The sequence below is a fragment of the Haloarchaeobius lipolyticus genome (assembly GCF_051208015.1).
Classification (GTDB): Archaea; Halobacteriota; Halobacteria; order Halobacteriales; family Natrialbaceae; genus Haloarchaeobius.
Window position 1 is genome coordinate 557,624 of the sequence record NZ_JBPKGF010000001.1, and the last position, 14,046, is coordinate 571,669.

The window sequence follows — 14,046 nt, forward strand, 5'->3', positions numbered from 1 at the left end:
GTAAGAGAACGCATGGCACGAATATAATACCCCGCCTTCAGATGAGCCGTCAGCGCCCCTGCGCGTCGGCACGCTCGCCGGACGCCACTCCCGTGCGAGCGACGAGTTCAGGTAGCGACAGCACGCCGGCCACGAGGAGCCCTTCCACGAGGAGAACGGCCAGGAGCGATTCCTCGGCGATTCCCTGGAGGACGAACATCCCCAGTACGAACGCCAGTCCGGCACCGACGAGCGCCAGCCGTTCGACACCGTCACCACCGGCGGCCGTCGAATCGAGTGCTCGATAGCCGACGACGCCCCCGACTCCGTAGCCGACCACCCGCACCGCGTCCAGATGACCGCCCGAGACGAGGATGGCCGGGAGCGCGAGGAGCCCAGCGACCACGAACCCAGCCGTGGGGCGATCTCGCCAGTACGTGTGACCTGCCCAGAGGACAGCGGCACCGACGACGAAGCCGACGAGGACGTCGCCGAGGTAGTGAACACCGAGAACCACTCTCGTCATCCCCACGCTGACGACGAGGAGTGCGACGAGTGCCGCCTTCACGCGGTCACGGAGCCAGCCGTACTCCAGTGCGAGCCCGCCGTAGACCACGGTCGCGCCGATGGTGTGCCCGCTGGGGAACCCGAACCCGTCCTCGGCTACCAGCTGTGCCCCCGTAGGCGGGCGGGGCAGTGCGAACCCGTGTTTCAGCAACAGCGTCACCGCGAACGCGACGAACGCGTAGCTCACCACCGCCGCCGTCTCCTCCCGTCGCCATACCCAGTAACAGACCGCGAGCAGCAGCGTCGCCACCGCAGGGTCGCCGAGCGTCGTCACACCCGCGTAGACCTCGACGAACTCGGGCGGGAACCACCCACGAACGATGGCGCTCGCCGCTTCGAGTCGTACCATAGTACCGACTCTGAGAGGACATCAGTTCAACCTTTCTGCCGTGGATAGTTTCCGCTGACGGACGGGACGCAGCAGAGCGGATTATCGTCTCGCCCAGTCGACCATCCGGGCGTACACGTCGTCGGACTCGAGGGTCGCCGCATCACCCACCAGCACGAGGGCGCGTTTCGCCCGTGTCAGGGCGACGTTCACCCGGCGATAGTCCTCGAAGATGGGGCTGTCGAGGTCGCCGGATGCGACGAACGAAACGACGATGACCTCCTTCGCAGAGCCCTGGAACCGATCGACGGTGTCGACGGCGACTCCTTGGGGCACACGCTTGCCGATCTCGGCGACCTGCGCCCGGAAGGGGGCGATGACACCGACGTCGCCCGGCGACAGGCCCGCGTCGAGATACGCCGAGACGGTCTCGCGCACCCGCTCGGCCTCCACGGCGTCCGTGTGGCGATTCCCGTCACCCGGCGTATCTAGCAACACGACACCACCTTGAAGATGGTCGGGGAGCGCGCCACCGTCGAATCCGTCGAGGTCCGTGAGCGAGCGTCCCGCGACCTCGGGCGTGGCCGGCCGGAGCTTCCCGTCGTAGAACTCCTGCGACGAGAAGGCCTGGATACGCTGGGACATCCGGTACTGTCGGTCGAGCAGGACGCCGGCGTCTGGATGGTCCGTCACGAGACGCTCGAACAGCGACCGGTGGAGCGTCGGCTCGTCGGCACGGACGACGGGCGGGAGCTGTTGGTGGTCCCCGACGAGGACGAACCGGCCCGCGAGGTTGACCGCCGCGAGGGTCCCCGGCTCCGTGAGCTGGCCGGCCTCGTCGACCAGCGCCACGTCGAACTCCTGTTCTCGCATGACGGTTCCGCCGCAGGTGGCAGTGGTGGCCGCGACGACCGACGCGGACTCGAGCCGGTCGACGCACTCGTCTGGATCGCCAGACTGGTCGAGCCGGAGGTCGAGCATATCCTCGCGGACGCCGGTCTCGGTCCCCACGCGACAGATATCGTCGAAGCCCTGGTCGCGAAGCGCCTCGAGCAGGTTGTCGACGGCCCGATTGGTGAACGACGAGAGAAGGACTCGCTCGCCGCGCTCGACCATCGCACGGACCGCCCTGGCGATGGTGTAGGTCTTTCCGGTCCCGGGCGGCCCGTGGATGAGCGCGAAATCCTGCGCGGTGACGGCCTTCCTGACGGCCTCGTCCTGCGCCTCGTTGTTGTCGATGAAGACTTCCTCCGTCTCGTCGAACCCGGGTTTTGCGCGACCGAACAGGACGTCCTTTCGGCGTTCGTCGCCCTTCAGGAGTGCGTCGTGGACCGCGGTCAGCATCCGGCTGATGCCCATCTCGGACGGGTAGGTATCGAGCCGGTGGACGTCGACCGGTTCGTCGGCCGTGAGGACGACCTCCTCGTCGCCCAGCTTCTCGACCCGGGCGAGTTCGGAATGGCCCCGGATTGGGTCGCCGTCGCTCGCCAGCACGTAGTCGCCCTCGCGGATCTTCGATACCGCGGACGTGGTCCGGGTCGCACGGAGTTCCCAGCGACCACCTGGGAGTTCGGTCTTGCCGGCGGGCTCGAGGTCGACGAGTGCGCGATCCTCGTCGGCACGCTCTGCGGCCGTCTGCTTGTACAGTTTCGCGAACGACTCGTGGGACTTGCGTCGCTCGGCCTCGATTGCGGCGTACATCTCGTCGAAGTACTCCCGCTCCTCGTCGGGAATCGCCCGGCCAATCTGTCCCGCCTTCGAGGTCTGGTCCAGTCGACCCGAGACGACCATGCAGGTGTCCTGCTCGAAGCAGTATTCGCAGTTCGCGTCGGCCTCGTAGCCGGTCGGGACGTCCACGCCGAACTCTAACGCCGCCAGTTCGTTCCGGGCGCGGACGACGAACTTCAGCAGACCCGGGCCGATGGAGAAGTCCTTGGCCGGTGAGAAGTCGCCAGTGAACTCGCTCCGGTCGAGGGCACGGTTCTTCGTGTAGAGTAACGTCCCCGTGTTGACCGGGACGCCGCGCTCCTGCAAGAGCAGGGCGTACGCCGTCGCCTGCACCTTGTCCGGGAACCGCGGCGAGCTCTTGAGGTTCTTGCCCGTCTTCAGCTCGACGGGCTGGCCGCGGCGGATGGCGTCGGCTCGCCCCTTCAGGCCGAACGTCTCCGAGATGAGCAGCTGCTCGGAGCGCCAGCCGTCCTCGTCGTCGAGTCTTCCCTGCGCGAGCCACCCCTCGATGGCGCGGGCGTTCTGCTCGACCTCTCGTTCGACGTCGGCGGCGGACCGACCGAGCAGACCCAGTTCGAGCCCGCTCTCGTGCACGCGCTCCGGCACCGACTCTTCGAGTGAAACCCCCCGCAGGAGGTCGCCGAACACCTCGTGGACGATGGTCCCTTTCGTGACGGGATACGCCAGCGGAACCGGCGAGAGCTTGTTCAGGTAGTACAGCCGCGGGCACTGCACCCACTGGCGGACGTCCGTCACGTTGACGAGGAAGTCCGGCTCGACGACGACGTAGGAGTCGCCCGTCGTCGAGTAGCGCAGCTCACCCTGGTACTCGTCCTCGTCGGGGTCGGTGACGAGCAGCTCCATCCCCGGCTCCAGCAGCTCGGCCGTCTCCGTCCACTTCCCCCACAGGGTGACGGTGGTCGGCCCGTCCTCCCGTCGGTGGATGTCGACCTCCACCAGCTCGGAGGTGCCGTGGCTGGTATTCACCGTACGGGGCTCCCCCACGTCCGTAACGACGCCGCGCAGAGTCACTGTCGGGAGGTAGCGGTGGGACGCAATAAACGCTGGCTCTGCGGGGCGGTGAGTAGCCCCGAGCACTGGCGACCAGCGCAACACACTGGCGCGCGCTGACGGTCGTCCCGAACGCCAGTGAGGGCGAGCGTCGAAGCCGTGCGAGGGACGAGAAGCGCAGGCCGGACCGAGTATCACAGTCGGCTGGGGAGGGAGAGCGAGGCGGCGGAGCCGCCTCGCGGCGAACGGCGAACGAAGTGAGCCGTGAGCAGTGGTTCGGTCTCTCGTTTGGTTCGTGATTCGTGGACCCCGTTTGGGTGACAGCACAGACGACGCTCCCCGTCGCAACAGCTACTCCCACCAGCCAACGATACGTTCATCCTCCCGTGCCCGCATAGCCACAGGTATGCGTGTTCGAGACTGGGACGACATCGTCGCCGACGTGACCGAGTCGAACGTCGACCCCGACGGCTGGCGAGCGGTGGCCGGCGACCGGGCGAACGGTCTCGGCGAGGACCTCTACCTCGGACATCCGAAACGCGGCGTCTACCAGCTGAAGACGTACGCGAAGAACCCGTTCGAGGTCCGTGGCGTCGGCTCGCGGGTCGCACGGAAACTCGACGACGAGATCGGCCGTCTGTTCCCCGAACAGCAGGAACCGAGCCGGTTCGCGGTCCAGTCCGCGCCGGAGGACGAGGACGACGCGACAGAGAAGGCGAAGCGACTGCAGTCCGTGGTGCAGGCCCACGCGGACGCGCCGACGACGCCCGGCGACCTCTTCGACGACATGATGGAGGCGCTCGACAGCCCCGCGTTCGGCCCGATGGAGTACGACCAATACGACCGGCCCGAGTCGCTGGACGAACTCTCGACGACGTTCGAGGAGGCGGAGGAGCTACTCGACGCGGAGCTCGACGACCTCATCGGCGAGGACGAGGTCGACCGCGGCTTCATGTGAGGCGTGCTGTCCGCTGGCGCACGGAGTGAAGAACTCGTTGGAGTGCGTAATGGCGAACAGGCGGAATACGTGATAGCGAACAGGCGGTGCGTCGACGGTCTCCTCGCCCTCCTCACGCGATTCGACCGCTCTCCAGGTGGTGTTCTCCCGGCGGACAGCACCGCACACCCGCGACGCCCGCCGGGGCAGTTCTCACGTCACACCGACGGTGGCCCCGGCCTGCTATTTCAACCTGCGGGGAAGGGTGCTTTCAAGCCACCCGGTCCCCTTCGTTGGCGTATGAGTGCCGAGGATACGGTTCACGAGTACTACGAGGCGTTGCGTCGAGGGGAACCGCTGTATCCGTACTTCCTGGAGGACGGAGCGACCTGGAAGGCCGCCATCAGTACGGCGTACGAGGGCTACGACACCGTCGCCGAGGCGCTGCGCGACCAGACGAAGTCGACGGACGAGTGGACCGTCGAGAGCGCCGGGGCGACCGTGACGACACGCGGTGACGGCTCGTACGCCCTCTTCCACGACGACGTGCACCTCGGCTGGACCGACACCTCCACGGGTCAGCGCTGGGGCTTCGACACGCGCTGGAGCGGCGTCCTCGAATGCATCGACGAGGCCGACCAGGAGTGGCAGTTCGTCCAGCTGCACGTCAGCGCCCCGCACGACATCTGAGATGGTCGGGCCGACGACGAGCGAGGACGACCGTCGAATCGGGATGAGCCGTCTCCGGTGGACGTTCATCGGGACCGTCGCGCTCTCGGGTGCACTCGTCGCGCTCCAGGCGGAGGCGTCGATGCTGTACATCGTGGCCGGACTTCTGGGCGGGGGCCTCGCAGGAGCCGCGCTCTGGGCCTACCTCGTGCACATGTTCAAGCAAGGAAGTTCGCGAGGGCGGGATGACGGTGACGGTGGCAGCGGTGAGAAGCGAAACCGGTTCTGACCCTCTTTTCGTTTCGCCGGTTTTCAGAATTCACGCGACGGTCAGCCTGTCGTCGGCTCCGTCTCGACGGGAATCCCGTTCTCGGCCACTGGAAGCAGGATGACGTCTCCGCCTTCGATGGCGATGTCGAACTCGGACGGTTGCCGGCAGAGTGACTGGTCGACGACCCGTGACTGCTCGCCAACCTCGATTCTCGTCTGGTACCGCCCGCCCGGCGGCGTCGGTATCCGGATGACGTCCCGATCCTGGGGAGCGACGATGACGGTATCGCTCACCTGTCGTCCGTCCTCGTTCGTGAGCGAGACGGCGACGGTTCGTTCGACCGAGTCACGGTTGAACACGTCAGCGTAGTAGCTGCCGACCGGGACACAGGTCGTCTCCAGTTCGTCGTCCGCCGTCACGCCGGTTCGGAGGCCACCGAACCGCTCGCCGACCGCCCACTCGTACCGCCGCACCTGCCCATCGCTCGTCTCGGTTCGGACATCGTACCGGCCCGATTCGGGGACTGCCCGTCGGCGAATCGCCGCGACGTCTGACTGTAGCGTGTAGGTCGCGTCCACGTACCGTGTTCCCCCACTGGTGACGGTGACCGACAGCGTCGTGGTGCTGGCCGAGTCGTTCTCGAGCACCAGCCACGTTGCAGGCGAACTGTACTCCCTCGAAGTGCGAGTCTCGGTCCGTTCCCGCCGAGCCAGTGCAGAACAGCCGCCTGTACAGTTAAGCAGAGTTCGGCGCCGAATCGAGTAGTCACGGTCGATGGCAAAATGAATCGCCTCGGTCTCCTCGGAGACAGAGACCCGGTCAGTCCGTCGTGGGCCGTCTCGGACCGTCGCGCTGACCAAATACTCCCCGGTGGAGCGGATGCCGTGCGCCATGAGCGATTCGAACGGGGCGAGCTCGTCCGATTCCCAGGCGACCGTCGTTTCGTCTGTCTCCGCCCGAAGGGTCACCGACTGTGTCTCGTCGGACCGGTTCTCGAACGTCACCATGGCGTCCGCAGGCTGCCTGGCAGGCTCGGATCGTGATGATGGTGAATTCTTCTGCGTGTTCCCTGTCGTCGTCTCTTCCAACCTGTCCACCGAGAACGGCTCTCTCGTCTCGACCGCCGAACCGAGCGAGTTACAGCCGGCAAGACTCGTCGCGAGTGACGCAGATACCGCGGAGAGGAGGGCACGTCTGTTCACACGAGCAGTACAGATAGCTGGCAGAAAGAACTGTCGTCCTCTCGACCGCTCAGGCAAACGATGCTGTCCCGTTCAGGGGTCGACGCGACGGATCCACTTCCCCGGCGCGTCGAGCTCCTCCTCGGTGGGCAGGTTCTCCGGACGCTCCCAGACGACGCCCGCCGCGCGGATACCGCGCTCTGCGGCGACGAACTCGAAGAACGCCTTGCCGCGCTCGTACTGCTGGCGCTTGAGCCCGAGACCGAGCAGGCGCTTGATGAGCTTCGTCAGCGGCCCCTGTCCCCTCCGGCGGGCGTCGACCTTCCGGCGGAGGTCGGCGTACTCGCCGTCGAAGGCGTGGTCCATCAGCAGTTCCGCGTAGCCCTCGACGACGGTCATCGCGGCGTTCATCTCCTTGAACGCTTTGCGGTCGAAGCTCCCGTGGCTGAGGTCCGAGAGGCCCTCCTCCATCCGGTCTTCGAGGTAGGTCGAGAGCCACGGTGCGGCGCCGAACTCGGCGGCGTGGGTGACCTCGTGGAAGGCGATCCAGCGCCGGAACCGCGGGAAGTCCACGTCGAGGACCGTCGCGACCCGTTCGATGTTCGGGTGGACGAAGTAGAGGGCGTGGTCGGCGTCGACGTCCTCGCCGGCGAGCAGGAGCGGGTCGTACTGGCCGAGGACGTTCCGGGCGAGGAAGCCGAGCATGAACGACATCGTCCCCGTGTTGACGGTGCGGGCGACGCCCGGGAACGACGACAGCTGCTGCTCTTCGAGCGGTTTGAGGACCCGACGGAACGTCTCGATGTTCGCGTCTATCCAGTGGTGCCGGTGCTGTATCTCGATGGTTCTCGGCACGTCGAAGTCGATACCGGCGACCTCGCTGACGCGGTCGCGAGCGTCGCGCACGTCGGTCGCGTACCCCTGCTGGTCGGCTTCCGAGAGGTCGATGGAGCCGGGGTCGGTCGCACCTTTCGCTGCTTCGGCGACGGAGTGCCAGTCGATGGCACCGTCGCCGCCCGAGGACGAAGCGACCGCACGGACGCTACGAAAGAGACTCACGGGCGCGAATTGGGTCCGTGTATGCAAAACCCTTCTGTCTATTCTGGCCGAGACGTGTCGACGCAACGTCACCGACACGTGCTGTTTCGTTGTCTCGTTTGCCGGCTGGTTCGCTGTCTCACCCGGCGGGCGGATCTTCTCTCACAGCGTGACGGTGGTCGGCTACGAAGGGCCCTCGAGTTCGTCGTCGCTACTCGGTCGGGTCCTCGAGTTCGACCATCTCGGGTTCGAACTCGTCCGTCTCACCCTCACTGCCGAGGGCTCGCTTCGCCACGACGAGCACGCCGAGGATGGCGACGAGTCCGCCGATGAGGAACAGTGGTTTGGCCGTGCTCTCCTCCTCGTCGGTCTTCCCCTTCCGCGCCGAGATGTCGTCGAGGGATTTCACGCTGTCGTCGATGGAATCGTCGTCCTCGACGGAGTCGCCATCGCGAGTGCTCGATTCGGCCTCTTCAGCCGTTCCGATATCGTCGTCTGTGCTCTCATCCGACCCGTTCGACCCGCCGAACGCGAACGAGAGGAGCCCACCGTCGGTCGCCGTCGGGGTTCCTTCGTCTGTGTCTCCAGCCATCTCGTCACCGAGGTACGAACCCAGTTTCGAATCGCCGTTGATGTGGACTTCGAGGAGTGTCAGTTTCTCCATAGTAGCCGGTTCGTCGGGAAACCACATACCAGTTGCGTGAAGGTACGTAGGCCCATGTGTGGCGCCGATATCGCGAGGTTCAAGCGCATGCTATCCCAGGCCCGAACATGGACGATTCGCAGTGGGAATTCCTCGAGGAGCTTCTCGAGACGCCGAGCCCGTCAGGATACGAGACGCGGGGACAGCGCGTGTGGATCGACTACGTCGAACGGTTCGCCGACGAGGTCCGGACCGACGACTACGGCAACGCCGTCGCGACCTACCGTGGAGTGGACGACGGCCCGACCATCGCGTTTGCTGGACACGCGGACGAGATAGGCTACGCCGTGCGTCGTATCGACGACGACGGCTTCGTCCACCTCGCCGGCATCGGCGGCGTCGACCGGACCGTCTCGCAGGGGCAGCACGTGACGATCCATACAGCCGACGGACCGGTACAGGGCGTCGTCGGACAGACCGCGACGCATCTCCGCGACGGTGACGAGGACGCAGAGCCCCCAGCCATCGAGAAGCAGACCGTCGACATCGGTGCTGCGGATGGTGAAGAGGCCCGGAGGGCGGTCGAAGTCGGCGACCCCATCACCTTCTCGACGACGGTCGAACGGCTTCTCGGAAGTCGGGTCGCGGGTCGAGCCCTCGACAACCAGGTCGGGACGTGGGCTGCCGCGGAGGGCCTTCGGCGGGCCGCTGATTCCGGGGTCCACGCGACCGTCCACGCCGTCTCCACCGTACAGGAGGAGCTCGGGACGTGGGGGGCCGAGATGGTCGGCAATCAGCTCGACCTCGACGCGGCCATCGTCGTCGACGTGACCCACACGGGCGACTATCCGGGGGCGAAAACGGAGAAGGTCGGCGACATCTCGCTCGGTGCAGGACCGGTCGTGAGCCGTGGGAGTGCTAACCACCCCGTCCTCGCACAGGCCGTTCGCAAGGCGGCCGCCGACGCGGATATCGACGTCCAGCTACAGGTCGACGCCAGCCACACCGGCACCGACGCCCGGGCGTTCTTCGTGGCACAGGGCGGCACTCCGACGCTGAACCTCGGCGTCCCGAACCGGTACATGCACACGCCAGTGGAGGTCGTCGACACCGGGGACGTCGACGCCGTCGCCGACCTGCTCGCCGCCTTCGCGGAACAGGCGAGCGACTACGATTCGTTCGCGGTCGACGTCTGAGGCGGTCTCGGCGGGAGATGGCACCCGCGCGACTAACTCGGTACGTTTATGGAGGCGTCGGAAGCCCGTTTGGGTATGAGTGAACGGAGTGGACGCCCCCTCGACGTGCTCGAAGCAGCCGTGGGCGCAGACGTAACTGTCAGACTCAAAGACGGCGAAGAGTACGAAGGCGAGCTCACGGGCTACGACCAGCACATGAACCTCGTCATCGAACGAGGCGACAACACAACCATTATACGCGGCGATAACGTCGTCTCGATAAGCCCATGACTGGCGCAGGAACACCCTCTCAGGGGAAGAAGAACACCACCACACACGTCAAGTGCCGACGCTGTGGTGAGAAGTCGTACCATTCGAAAAAGAAGGTCTGCTCGTCCTGCGGGTTCGGCAAGACCGCCAAGCGTCGTGAGTACGCTTGGCAGTCGAAGGCCGGCGAGTAGGTCTCTCGGATTCTCTCTCGTTCTCCACGGTGACGAGCGACGGCGTCGTCGCTGTCCCGACGCAGAATTTATGCATGTTTGTGCATATATTAACGCCACCGAACCCAGATTAGCGCACAACCACGGGGATTTTTGTAGTCGAACGCCCGACTGACGACCATGACAGACGGGCCGGGCACTCGCCCGCAGATGGACGGTCCGACAGAGAAGTGTGGCGTCGTCGGCGTCTCGCTCGCCGACCGTGCCGCCGCGCGACCGCTGTACTACTCCCTCTACGCGCTCCAGCACCGTGGGCAGGAGTCCGCCGGTATCGTCACGCACGACGGCTTCCAGCAACACGACCACGTGTCGATGGGGCTGGTCGGCGACGCGTTCTCCGAAAGCGACATCGAGTCGTTGAACGGTGAATCCGGTATCGGTCACGTCCGCTACCCGACCGCCGGGAGCGTCGACAAGTCCTGCGCCCAGCCGTTCACGGTCTCGTTCAAGTCCGGCTCACTGGCGCTGAGCCACAACGGCAACCTCGTCAACGCCGACGAGATACGCGACGAACTCGCCGGAATGGGCCACGCGTTCACCTCCGACGGCGACACCGAGGTCATCGCCCACGACCTCGCACGGAACCTCCTCGAGGCCGACCTCGTCAGGGCCGTCAAACGGACCATGAGCCGAATCCACGGCTCGTACTCGCTGACCATCATGCACGACGACACGGTCCTCGGCGTGCGCGACCCGGAGGGGAACAGACCGCTCTGTATCGGGAAGCTCGACGACGGCTACGTCGTCGCCTCCGAATCGGCCGCCATCGACACGCTGGACGGCGAACTCGTCCGCGACGTGAAGCCGGGCGAACTCGTCGTCCTGCACGAGGACGGCTCCGGCTTCGACTCCTACCAGCTCGTCGACCGCGAGAACACGGCCCACTGCTTCTTCGAACACGTCTACTTCGCCCGCCCGGACTCCGTTATCGACGAGAAGCTCGTCTACGAGGTTCGACGCGAACTCGGACGCCTGCTCTGGGAGGAGTCGGGAATCGAGACGGACGTCGTGATGCCCGTCCCCGACTCCGGGCGTGCCTTCGCCTCGGGATACGCCGAGGCCGCACAGGAAGACGGTGCCGAGACCGAGTTCGCCGAGGGGCTGATGAAGAACCGGTACGTCGGCCGGACGTTCATCATGCCGACACAGGACGAGCGCGAACGCGCCGTCCGGCTCAAGCTAAACCCCATCAAGTCGACCGTCGCCGGCAAGTCCGTCACCATCATCGACGACTCCATCGTCCGGGGGACCACCTCCAACCAGCTCGTCAGCCTGCTCAAGGACTGTGGCGCCGAGGAAGTCCACATGCGCATCGGCGCTCCGCCCATCATCGCGCCGTGTTACATGGGCATCGACATGGCTACCCGCGAGGAGCTCATCGCCGCCGGCAACACCGTCGAGGACATCCGCGACGAGATCGCCGCAGACTCGCTCTCGTACCTCTCCATCGACGCCGTCGCCGAGGCGCTCGGCAACTCCCGGGCCGACCTCTGCCTCGGCTGCGTCACCGGCGAGTATCCGTACGATATCGAGGGCGAACCGACCGACCGCGAGGTCGAACGTCCCGTCATCGAGGGCGCGGACCTGCCGGCGGACGACTGAGGCCGCGAGCACGGCTGAATCGCCCACGCTTTTTCCGGTCTTGCCGCGAACACCGCTTCATGCCTGGCGCAACGTTCCTCTCCGGCGAGTCGGTCGACCTCCGTACCATCGAGAAGGACGACCTCGAGTTCGTCCGCGACACGGTCAACGACCCTGCCGTCCGACGGAACCTCGCCAGTTCGGTCCCGTGCAACATGGCGATGGAGGACTGGTTCGAGAACCGGGTCAGCAAGGGCGACGACGTGAAGCTGCTCATCTGGGCCGATGGCGAACGCGTCGGGAACATCGGGCTCAACGGTCTCGACGCGACTCACGGCCACGCCGAGGTCGGTTACTTCGTCGCGTCCGGCCACCAGGGACGGGGCTACGGAGGTGACGCGCTCAGGACCCTCACCAGGTACGCCTTCGAGGAACGGCGGCTCCGGACCATCTACGCCCACGTGTTCTCCTTCAACGAAGCCTCGACCCGTTTGCTCGAGTCGGTCGGCTACGAGCATACAGGGAGGATTCCCGACTGGGGGTTCGCCGACGGCGAGTACCACGACGCACTCATCTACGCCGCGACCGCCGACGACTGGTCAAGCTCGGGATAGACGTTTCGGTGCGACGACAGCTGTTACCACACCTGAATACGATTTAACTCGTCGTCAAGTGAAGAAGCCGTCATGCCTGGAGCTACGTTCCTCCGCGGCGACTCGGTCGACCTCTGTACCATCGAGGAAGAGGACATCGAGTTCGTCGTCGAGGCCATCAACGAGCCCTCCGTCCGGATTCCCCTCGGCATCGCCGAGCCCCGGAACGAGAAACAGCACGAGGAGTGGTTCGAGGAGCACGTCTCGAAGGACGAGAACCTCAACCTCCTCATCGTCGCCGACGACGAGCCCGTCGGCATCATCAACTCCAACTGGATGAACGAGCGCCACGGTCACGCCGTCCTCTCCGCCTGGCTGGCGGCCGACGCCCACGGCCAGGGCTACGGCGCCGACGCGACGAAGACGATGATCAGCTACCTGTTCGACGAGCGCCGCATGGAGACGGTCCGCGCCGAAGCGTTCGCGTTCAACGAGGCGTCGAACGCCCTGCTTCGGTCCATCGGAATGGAGCACGTCGGGACGCTCCCGAACTGGGCGTTCGTGAACGGTGAACACCACGACTCGAACATCTACGCTGTCACGGCGTCGGAGTGGGAGTGGTGAGCGACACGGTCTTCCTCGAGGGTCAGACGGTCGACCTCCGCCCGCTGGAGGAAGACGACCTCGAGTTCTGCCGCGACGAGCTGAACGACCCCCGCGTCCGCTCGTCGCTCGGCATGTGCACGCCCATCAACATGCAGCAGGAGGAGAACTGGTTCGAGAACCAGCTCTGCGACGACGACAGCAGCGGCCTCCACCTCGCCATCAGCCTCGACGGCGAACCGGTCGGCGTCATCAACGCCCACTACGTCGACGAGACGAACGGGAACACGACGCTGGGCTGCTGGCTCGGTGCTGACTTCCACGGACAGGGCTACGGGAGCGACGCGACCCGGGCCCTGCTCAGCTACCTGTTCGAGGAGCGCCGACTCGAGGCCGTCAGGGCCGAGGCGTTCGCGTTCAACGAGAAGTCCCGCGGCCTGCTCGAATCGGTCGGCATGGAACAGGTCGCCCGGATTCCGAACTGGGTCTTCGTCGACGGTGAGCACCACGACACCTGCGTCTACGTCGTCACGGCCGACCAGTGGTTCGGACGGGAGTAGCCGCCCGAACCGTCTTTTCCCTCCGTCAGTAGACGAGATACAGCAGCACGTACACCACGTTCCCCAGCACGAACGAGACGAGCCACAGCGGCGCGGCGATGCGCCCGATCTTCGGGTGCAGGGTGTCTTTCAGCTCCGCCATCGGCGTCGTCCACGCGAGCAACAGGACGTAGTAGAGCAGGGGTAGACAGACGATGGCGAGGAGCATGTGTATCGCCAGGATGCCGAGATAGGCGACCTCCACGAGTCCCGTTCCGGGGAAGTGATTCGGCCCCTTCAGCGCGACCTTGTAGAGGTAGAGCACGAGGAACGTCACGAACAGCACGACGCCAGTGAGCATCAGCTGGCGGTGTCGCTGGTAGTCCCCTCGCTTGATGGCCCGCAGGCCCGCGACGATGACCACGATGGCGACCAGACTGATGACCGCGTTCAGGTGCGGAATCGCATTCACCACCCAGTCCGGCGCCTTCGGAAGCAGCCACAACGGGATGAGCTGTCTGGCCGCCCCGACGACGAGCGCCAGTGACACCACCGTCAACAGGGCTGTCGCGGCCGGTACGTTCCGCTCGACGGTCTTCTCCATGCGAGGGTGTGAGGAGCGGACGGAGAAAGAGGTTACTCAGTGTGGCCGTTCGGTTCACAGATTTCTGGCTGCTTCCCAGAACGGCTTCGCCGTTCTGAG

16 protein-coding genes are annotated in these 14,046 nt (G+C 65.7%); 10 read left to right on the forward strand and 6 right to left on the reverse strand.

Features of this window, described 5'->3' with window-relative positions; translation table 11 throughout:
- Positions 1 to 49: 49 nt before the first annotated feature.
- Both ACSC1Y_RS02970 and ACSC1Y_RS02975 read right to left on the reverse strand, forming a co-directional pair.
- Positions 50 to 895: a phosphatase PAP2 family protein gene (locus ACSC1Y_RS02970; protein WP_435333140.1), complete on the reverse strand. Its 846-nt coding sequence runs from the start codon at positions 893 to 895 to the stop codon at positions 50 to 52.
- Between the two features lie 81 nt (positions 896 to 976).
- Positions 977 to 3,634, reverse strand: coding sequence for an AAA domain-containing protein (locus tag ACSC1Y_RS02975; RefSeq protein ID WP_435333141.1), 2,658 nt, complete (start codon positions 3,632 to 3,634; stop codon positions 977 to 979).
- A gap of 385 nt (positions 3,635 to 4,019) precedes the next feature.
- On the opposite strand from ACSC1Y_RS02975, the gene ACSC1Y_RS02980 reads away from it, so the two are divergent.
- From ACSC1Y_RS02980 to ACSC1Y_RS02990, 3 genes are all read left to right on the forward strand, one after another.
- Positions 4,020 to 4,571: a hypothetical protein gene (locus ACSC1Y_RS02980; protein ID WP_435333142.1), complete on the forward strand. Its 552-nt coding sequence runs from the start codon at positions 4,020 to 4,022 to the stop codon at positions 4,569 to 4,571.
- Between the two features lie 279 nt (positions 4,572 to 4,850).
- Entirely contained in the window at positions 4,851 to 5,240 is a 390-nt protein-coding gene (locus ACSC1Y_RS02985) for a nuclear transport factor 2 family protein (protein WP_435333143.1), read from the forward strand.
- Position 5,241: 1 nt separating this feature from the next.
- Complete coding sequence (locus ACSC1Y_RS02990; protein WP_435333145.1) at positions 5,242 to 5,508, forward strand: DUF8527 family protein; 267 nt, start codon at positions 5,242 to 5,244, stop codon at positions 5,506 to 5,508.
- 41 nt (positions 5,509 to 5,549) lie between these two features.
- On the opposite strand, the gene ACSC1Y_RS02995 is transcribed toward ACSC1Y_RS02990, so the two are convergent.
- From ACSC1Y_RS02995 to ACSC1Y_RS03005, 3 genes are all read right to left on the reverse strand, one after another.
- Positions 5,550 to 6,692 carry an Ig-like domain-containing protein gene (locus ACSC1Y_RS02995; RefSeq protein ID WP_435333146.1) on the reverse strand — a complete coding sequence of 381 codons (1,143 nt, stop codon included), beginning with the start codon at positions 6,690 to 6,692 and terminating at the stop codon, positions 5,550 to 5,552.
- Positions 6,693 to 6,764: 72 nt separating this feature from the next.
- Positions 6,765 to 7,730, reverse strand: a complete 966-nt coding sequence (locus ACSC1Y_RS03000) for a zinc-dependent metalloprotease (protein ID WP_435333147.1) — start codon at positions 7,728 to 7,730, stop codon at positions 6,765 to 6,767.
- 190 nt (positions 7,731 to 7,920) lie between these two features.
- Entirely contained in the window at positions 7,921 to 8,373 is a 453-nt protein-coding gene (locus tag ACSC1Y_RS03005; protein WP_435333148.1) for a hypothetical protein, read from the reverse strand.
- A gap of 107 nt (positions 8,374 to 8,480) precedes the next feature.
- Between ACSC1Y_RS03005 and ACSC1Y_RS03010 the strand changes: the two genes are divergently transcribed.
- The 7 genes from ACSC1Y_RS03010 to ACSC1Y_RS03040 all read left to right on the forward strand — a co-directional run bounded on the left by ACSC1Y_RS03010 (position 8,481) and on the right by ACSC1Y_RS03040 (position 13,364).
- Positions 8,481 to 9,548: a M20/M25/M40 family metallo-hydrolase gene (locus tag ACSC1Y_RS03010; protein WP_435333149.1), complete on the forward strand. Its 1,068-nt coding sequence runs from the start codon at positions 8,481 to 8,483 to the stop codon at positions 9,546 to 9,548.
- A 75-nt stretch (positions 9,549 to 9,623) separates the two neighbouring features.
- Complete coding sequence (locus ACSC1Y_RS03015) at positions 9,624 to 9,818, forward strand: LSM domain-containing protein (protein ID WP_435333150.1); 195 nt, start codon at positions 9,624 to 9,626, stop codon at positions 9,816 to 9,818.
- Positions 9,815 to 9,988 (forward strand): 50S ribosomal protein L37e, encoded by a 174-nt coding sequence (locus ACSC1Y_RS03020; RefSeq protein ID WP_435333151.1) that lies wholly within the window; start codon positions 9,815 to 9,817, stop codon positions 9,986 to 9,988. The genes ACSC1Y_RS03015 and ACSC1Y_RS03020 overlap by 4 nt, the downstream gene beginning before the upstream one ends.
- Positions 9,989 to 10,147: 159 nt before the next feature.
- Entirely contained in the window at positions 10,148 to 11,629 is a 1,482-nt protein-coding gene (purF, locus tag ACSC1Y_RS03025; RefSeq protein WP_435333152.1) for an amidophosphoribosyltransferase, read from the forward strand.
- 59 nt (positions 11,630 to 11,688) lie between these two features.
- Complete coding sequence (locus ACSC1Y_RS03030; RefSeq protein ID WP_435333153.1) at positions 11,689 to 12,222, forward strand: GNAT family N-acetyltransferase; 534 nt, start codon at positions 11,689 to 11,691, stop codon at positions 12,220 to 12,222.
- Positions 12,223 to 12,294: 72 nt separating this feature from the next.
- Positions 12,295 to 12,825, forward strand: a complete 531-nt coding sequence (locus ACSC1Y_RS03035) for a GNAT family N-acetyltransferase (RefSeq protein ID WP_435333155.1) — start codon at positions 12,295 to 12,297, stop codon at positions 12,823 to 12,825.
- Positions 12,822 to 13,364: a GNAT family N-acetyltransferase gene (locus ACSC1Y_RS03040; protein WP_435333157.1), complete on the forward strand. Its 543-nt coding sequence runs from the start codon at positions 12,822 to 12,824 to the stop codon at positions 13,362 to 13,364. Before ACSC1Y_RS03035 ends, ACSC1Y_RS03040 begins: the two co-directional genes overlap by 4 nt.
- A 25-nt stretch (positions 13,365 to 13,389) precedes the next feature.
- Here the strand turns inward: ACSC1Y_RS03040 and ACSC1Y_RS03045 are convergent, their stop codons facing one another.
- On the reverse strand, positions 13,390 to 13,947 hold the full coding sequence (locus ACSC1Y_RS03045; protein WP_435333159.1) for a DUF420 domain-containing protein: 558 nt from the start codon (positions 13,945 to 13,947) through the stop codon (positions 13,390 to 13,392).
- Positions 13,948 to 14,046 lie beyond the last annotated feature (99 nt).

Coding starts and splice junctions, on each gene's coding strand:
- ACSC1Y_RS02970 (WP_435333140.1), bottom strand. CDS start 895: ATGGTACGACTCGAAGCGGCGAGCGCCATCGTTCGTGGGTGGTTCCCG.
- ACSC1Y_RS02980 (WP_435333142.1), top strand. CDS start 4,020: ATGCGTGTTCGAGACTGGGACGACATCGTCGCCGACGTGACCGAGTCG.
- ACSC1Y_RS02985 (WP_435333143.1), top strand. CDS start 4,851: ATGAGTGCCGAGGATACGGTTCACGAGTACTACGAGGCGTTGCGTCGA.
- ACSC1Y_RS02990 (WP_435333145.1), top strand. CDS start 5,242: ATGGTCGGGCCGACGACGAGCGAGGACGACCGTCGAATCGGGATGAGC.
- ACSC1Y_RS03005 (WP_435333148.1), bottom strand. CDS start 8,373: ATGGAGAAACTGACACTCCTCGAAGTCCACATCAACGGCGATTCGAAA.
- ACSC1Y_RS03010 (WP_435333149.1), top strand. CDS start 8,481: ATGGACGATTCGCAGTGGGAATTCCTCGAGGAGCTTCTCGAGACGCCG.
- ACSC1Y_RS03015 (WP_435333150.1), top strand. CDS start 9,624: ATGAGTGAACGGAGTGGACGCCCCCTCGACGTGCTCGAAGCAGCCGTG.
- ACSC1Y_RS03020 (WP_435333151.1), top strand. CDS start 9,815: ATGACTGGCGCAGGAACACCCTCTCAGGGGAAGAAGAACACCACCACA.
- purF (WP_435333152.1), top strand. CDS start 10,148: ATGACAGACGGGCCGGGCACTCGCCCGCAGATGGACGGTCCGACAGAG.
- ACSC1Y_RS03030 (WP_435333153.1), top strand. CDS start 11,689: ATGCCTGGCGCAACGTTCCTCTCCGGCGAGTCGGTCGACCTCCGTACC.
- ACSC1Y_RS03035 (WP_435333155.1), top strand. CDS start 12,295: ATGCCTGGAGCTACGTTCCTCCGCGGCGACTCGGTCGACCTCTGTACC.
- ACSC1Y_RS03045 (WP_435333159.1), bottom strand. CDS start 13,947: ATGGAGAAGACCGTCGAGCGGAACGTACCGGCCGCGACAGCCCTGTTG.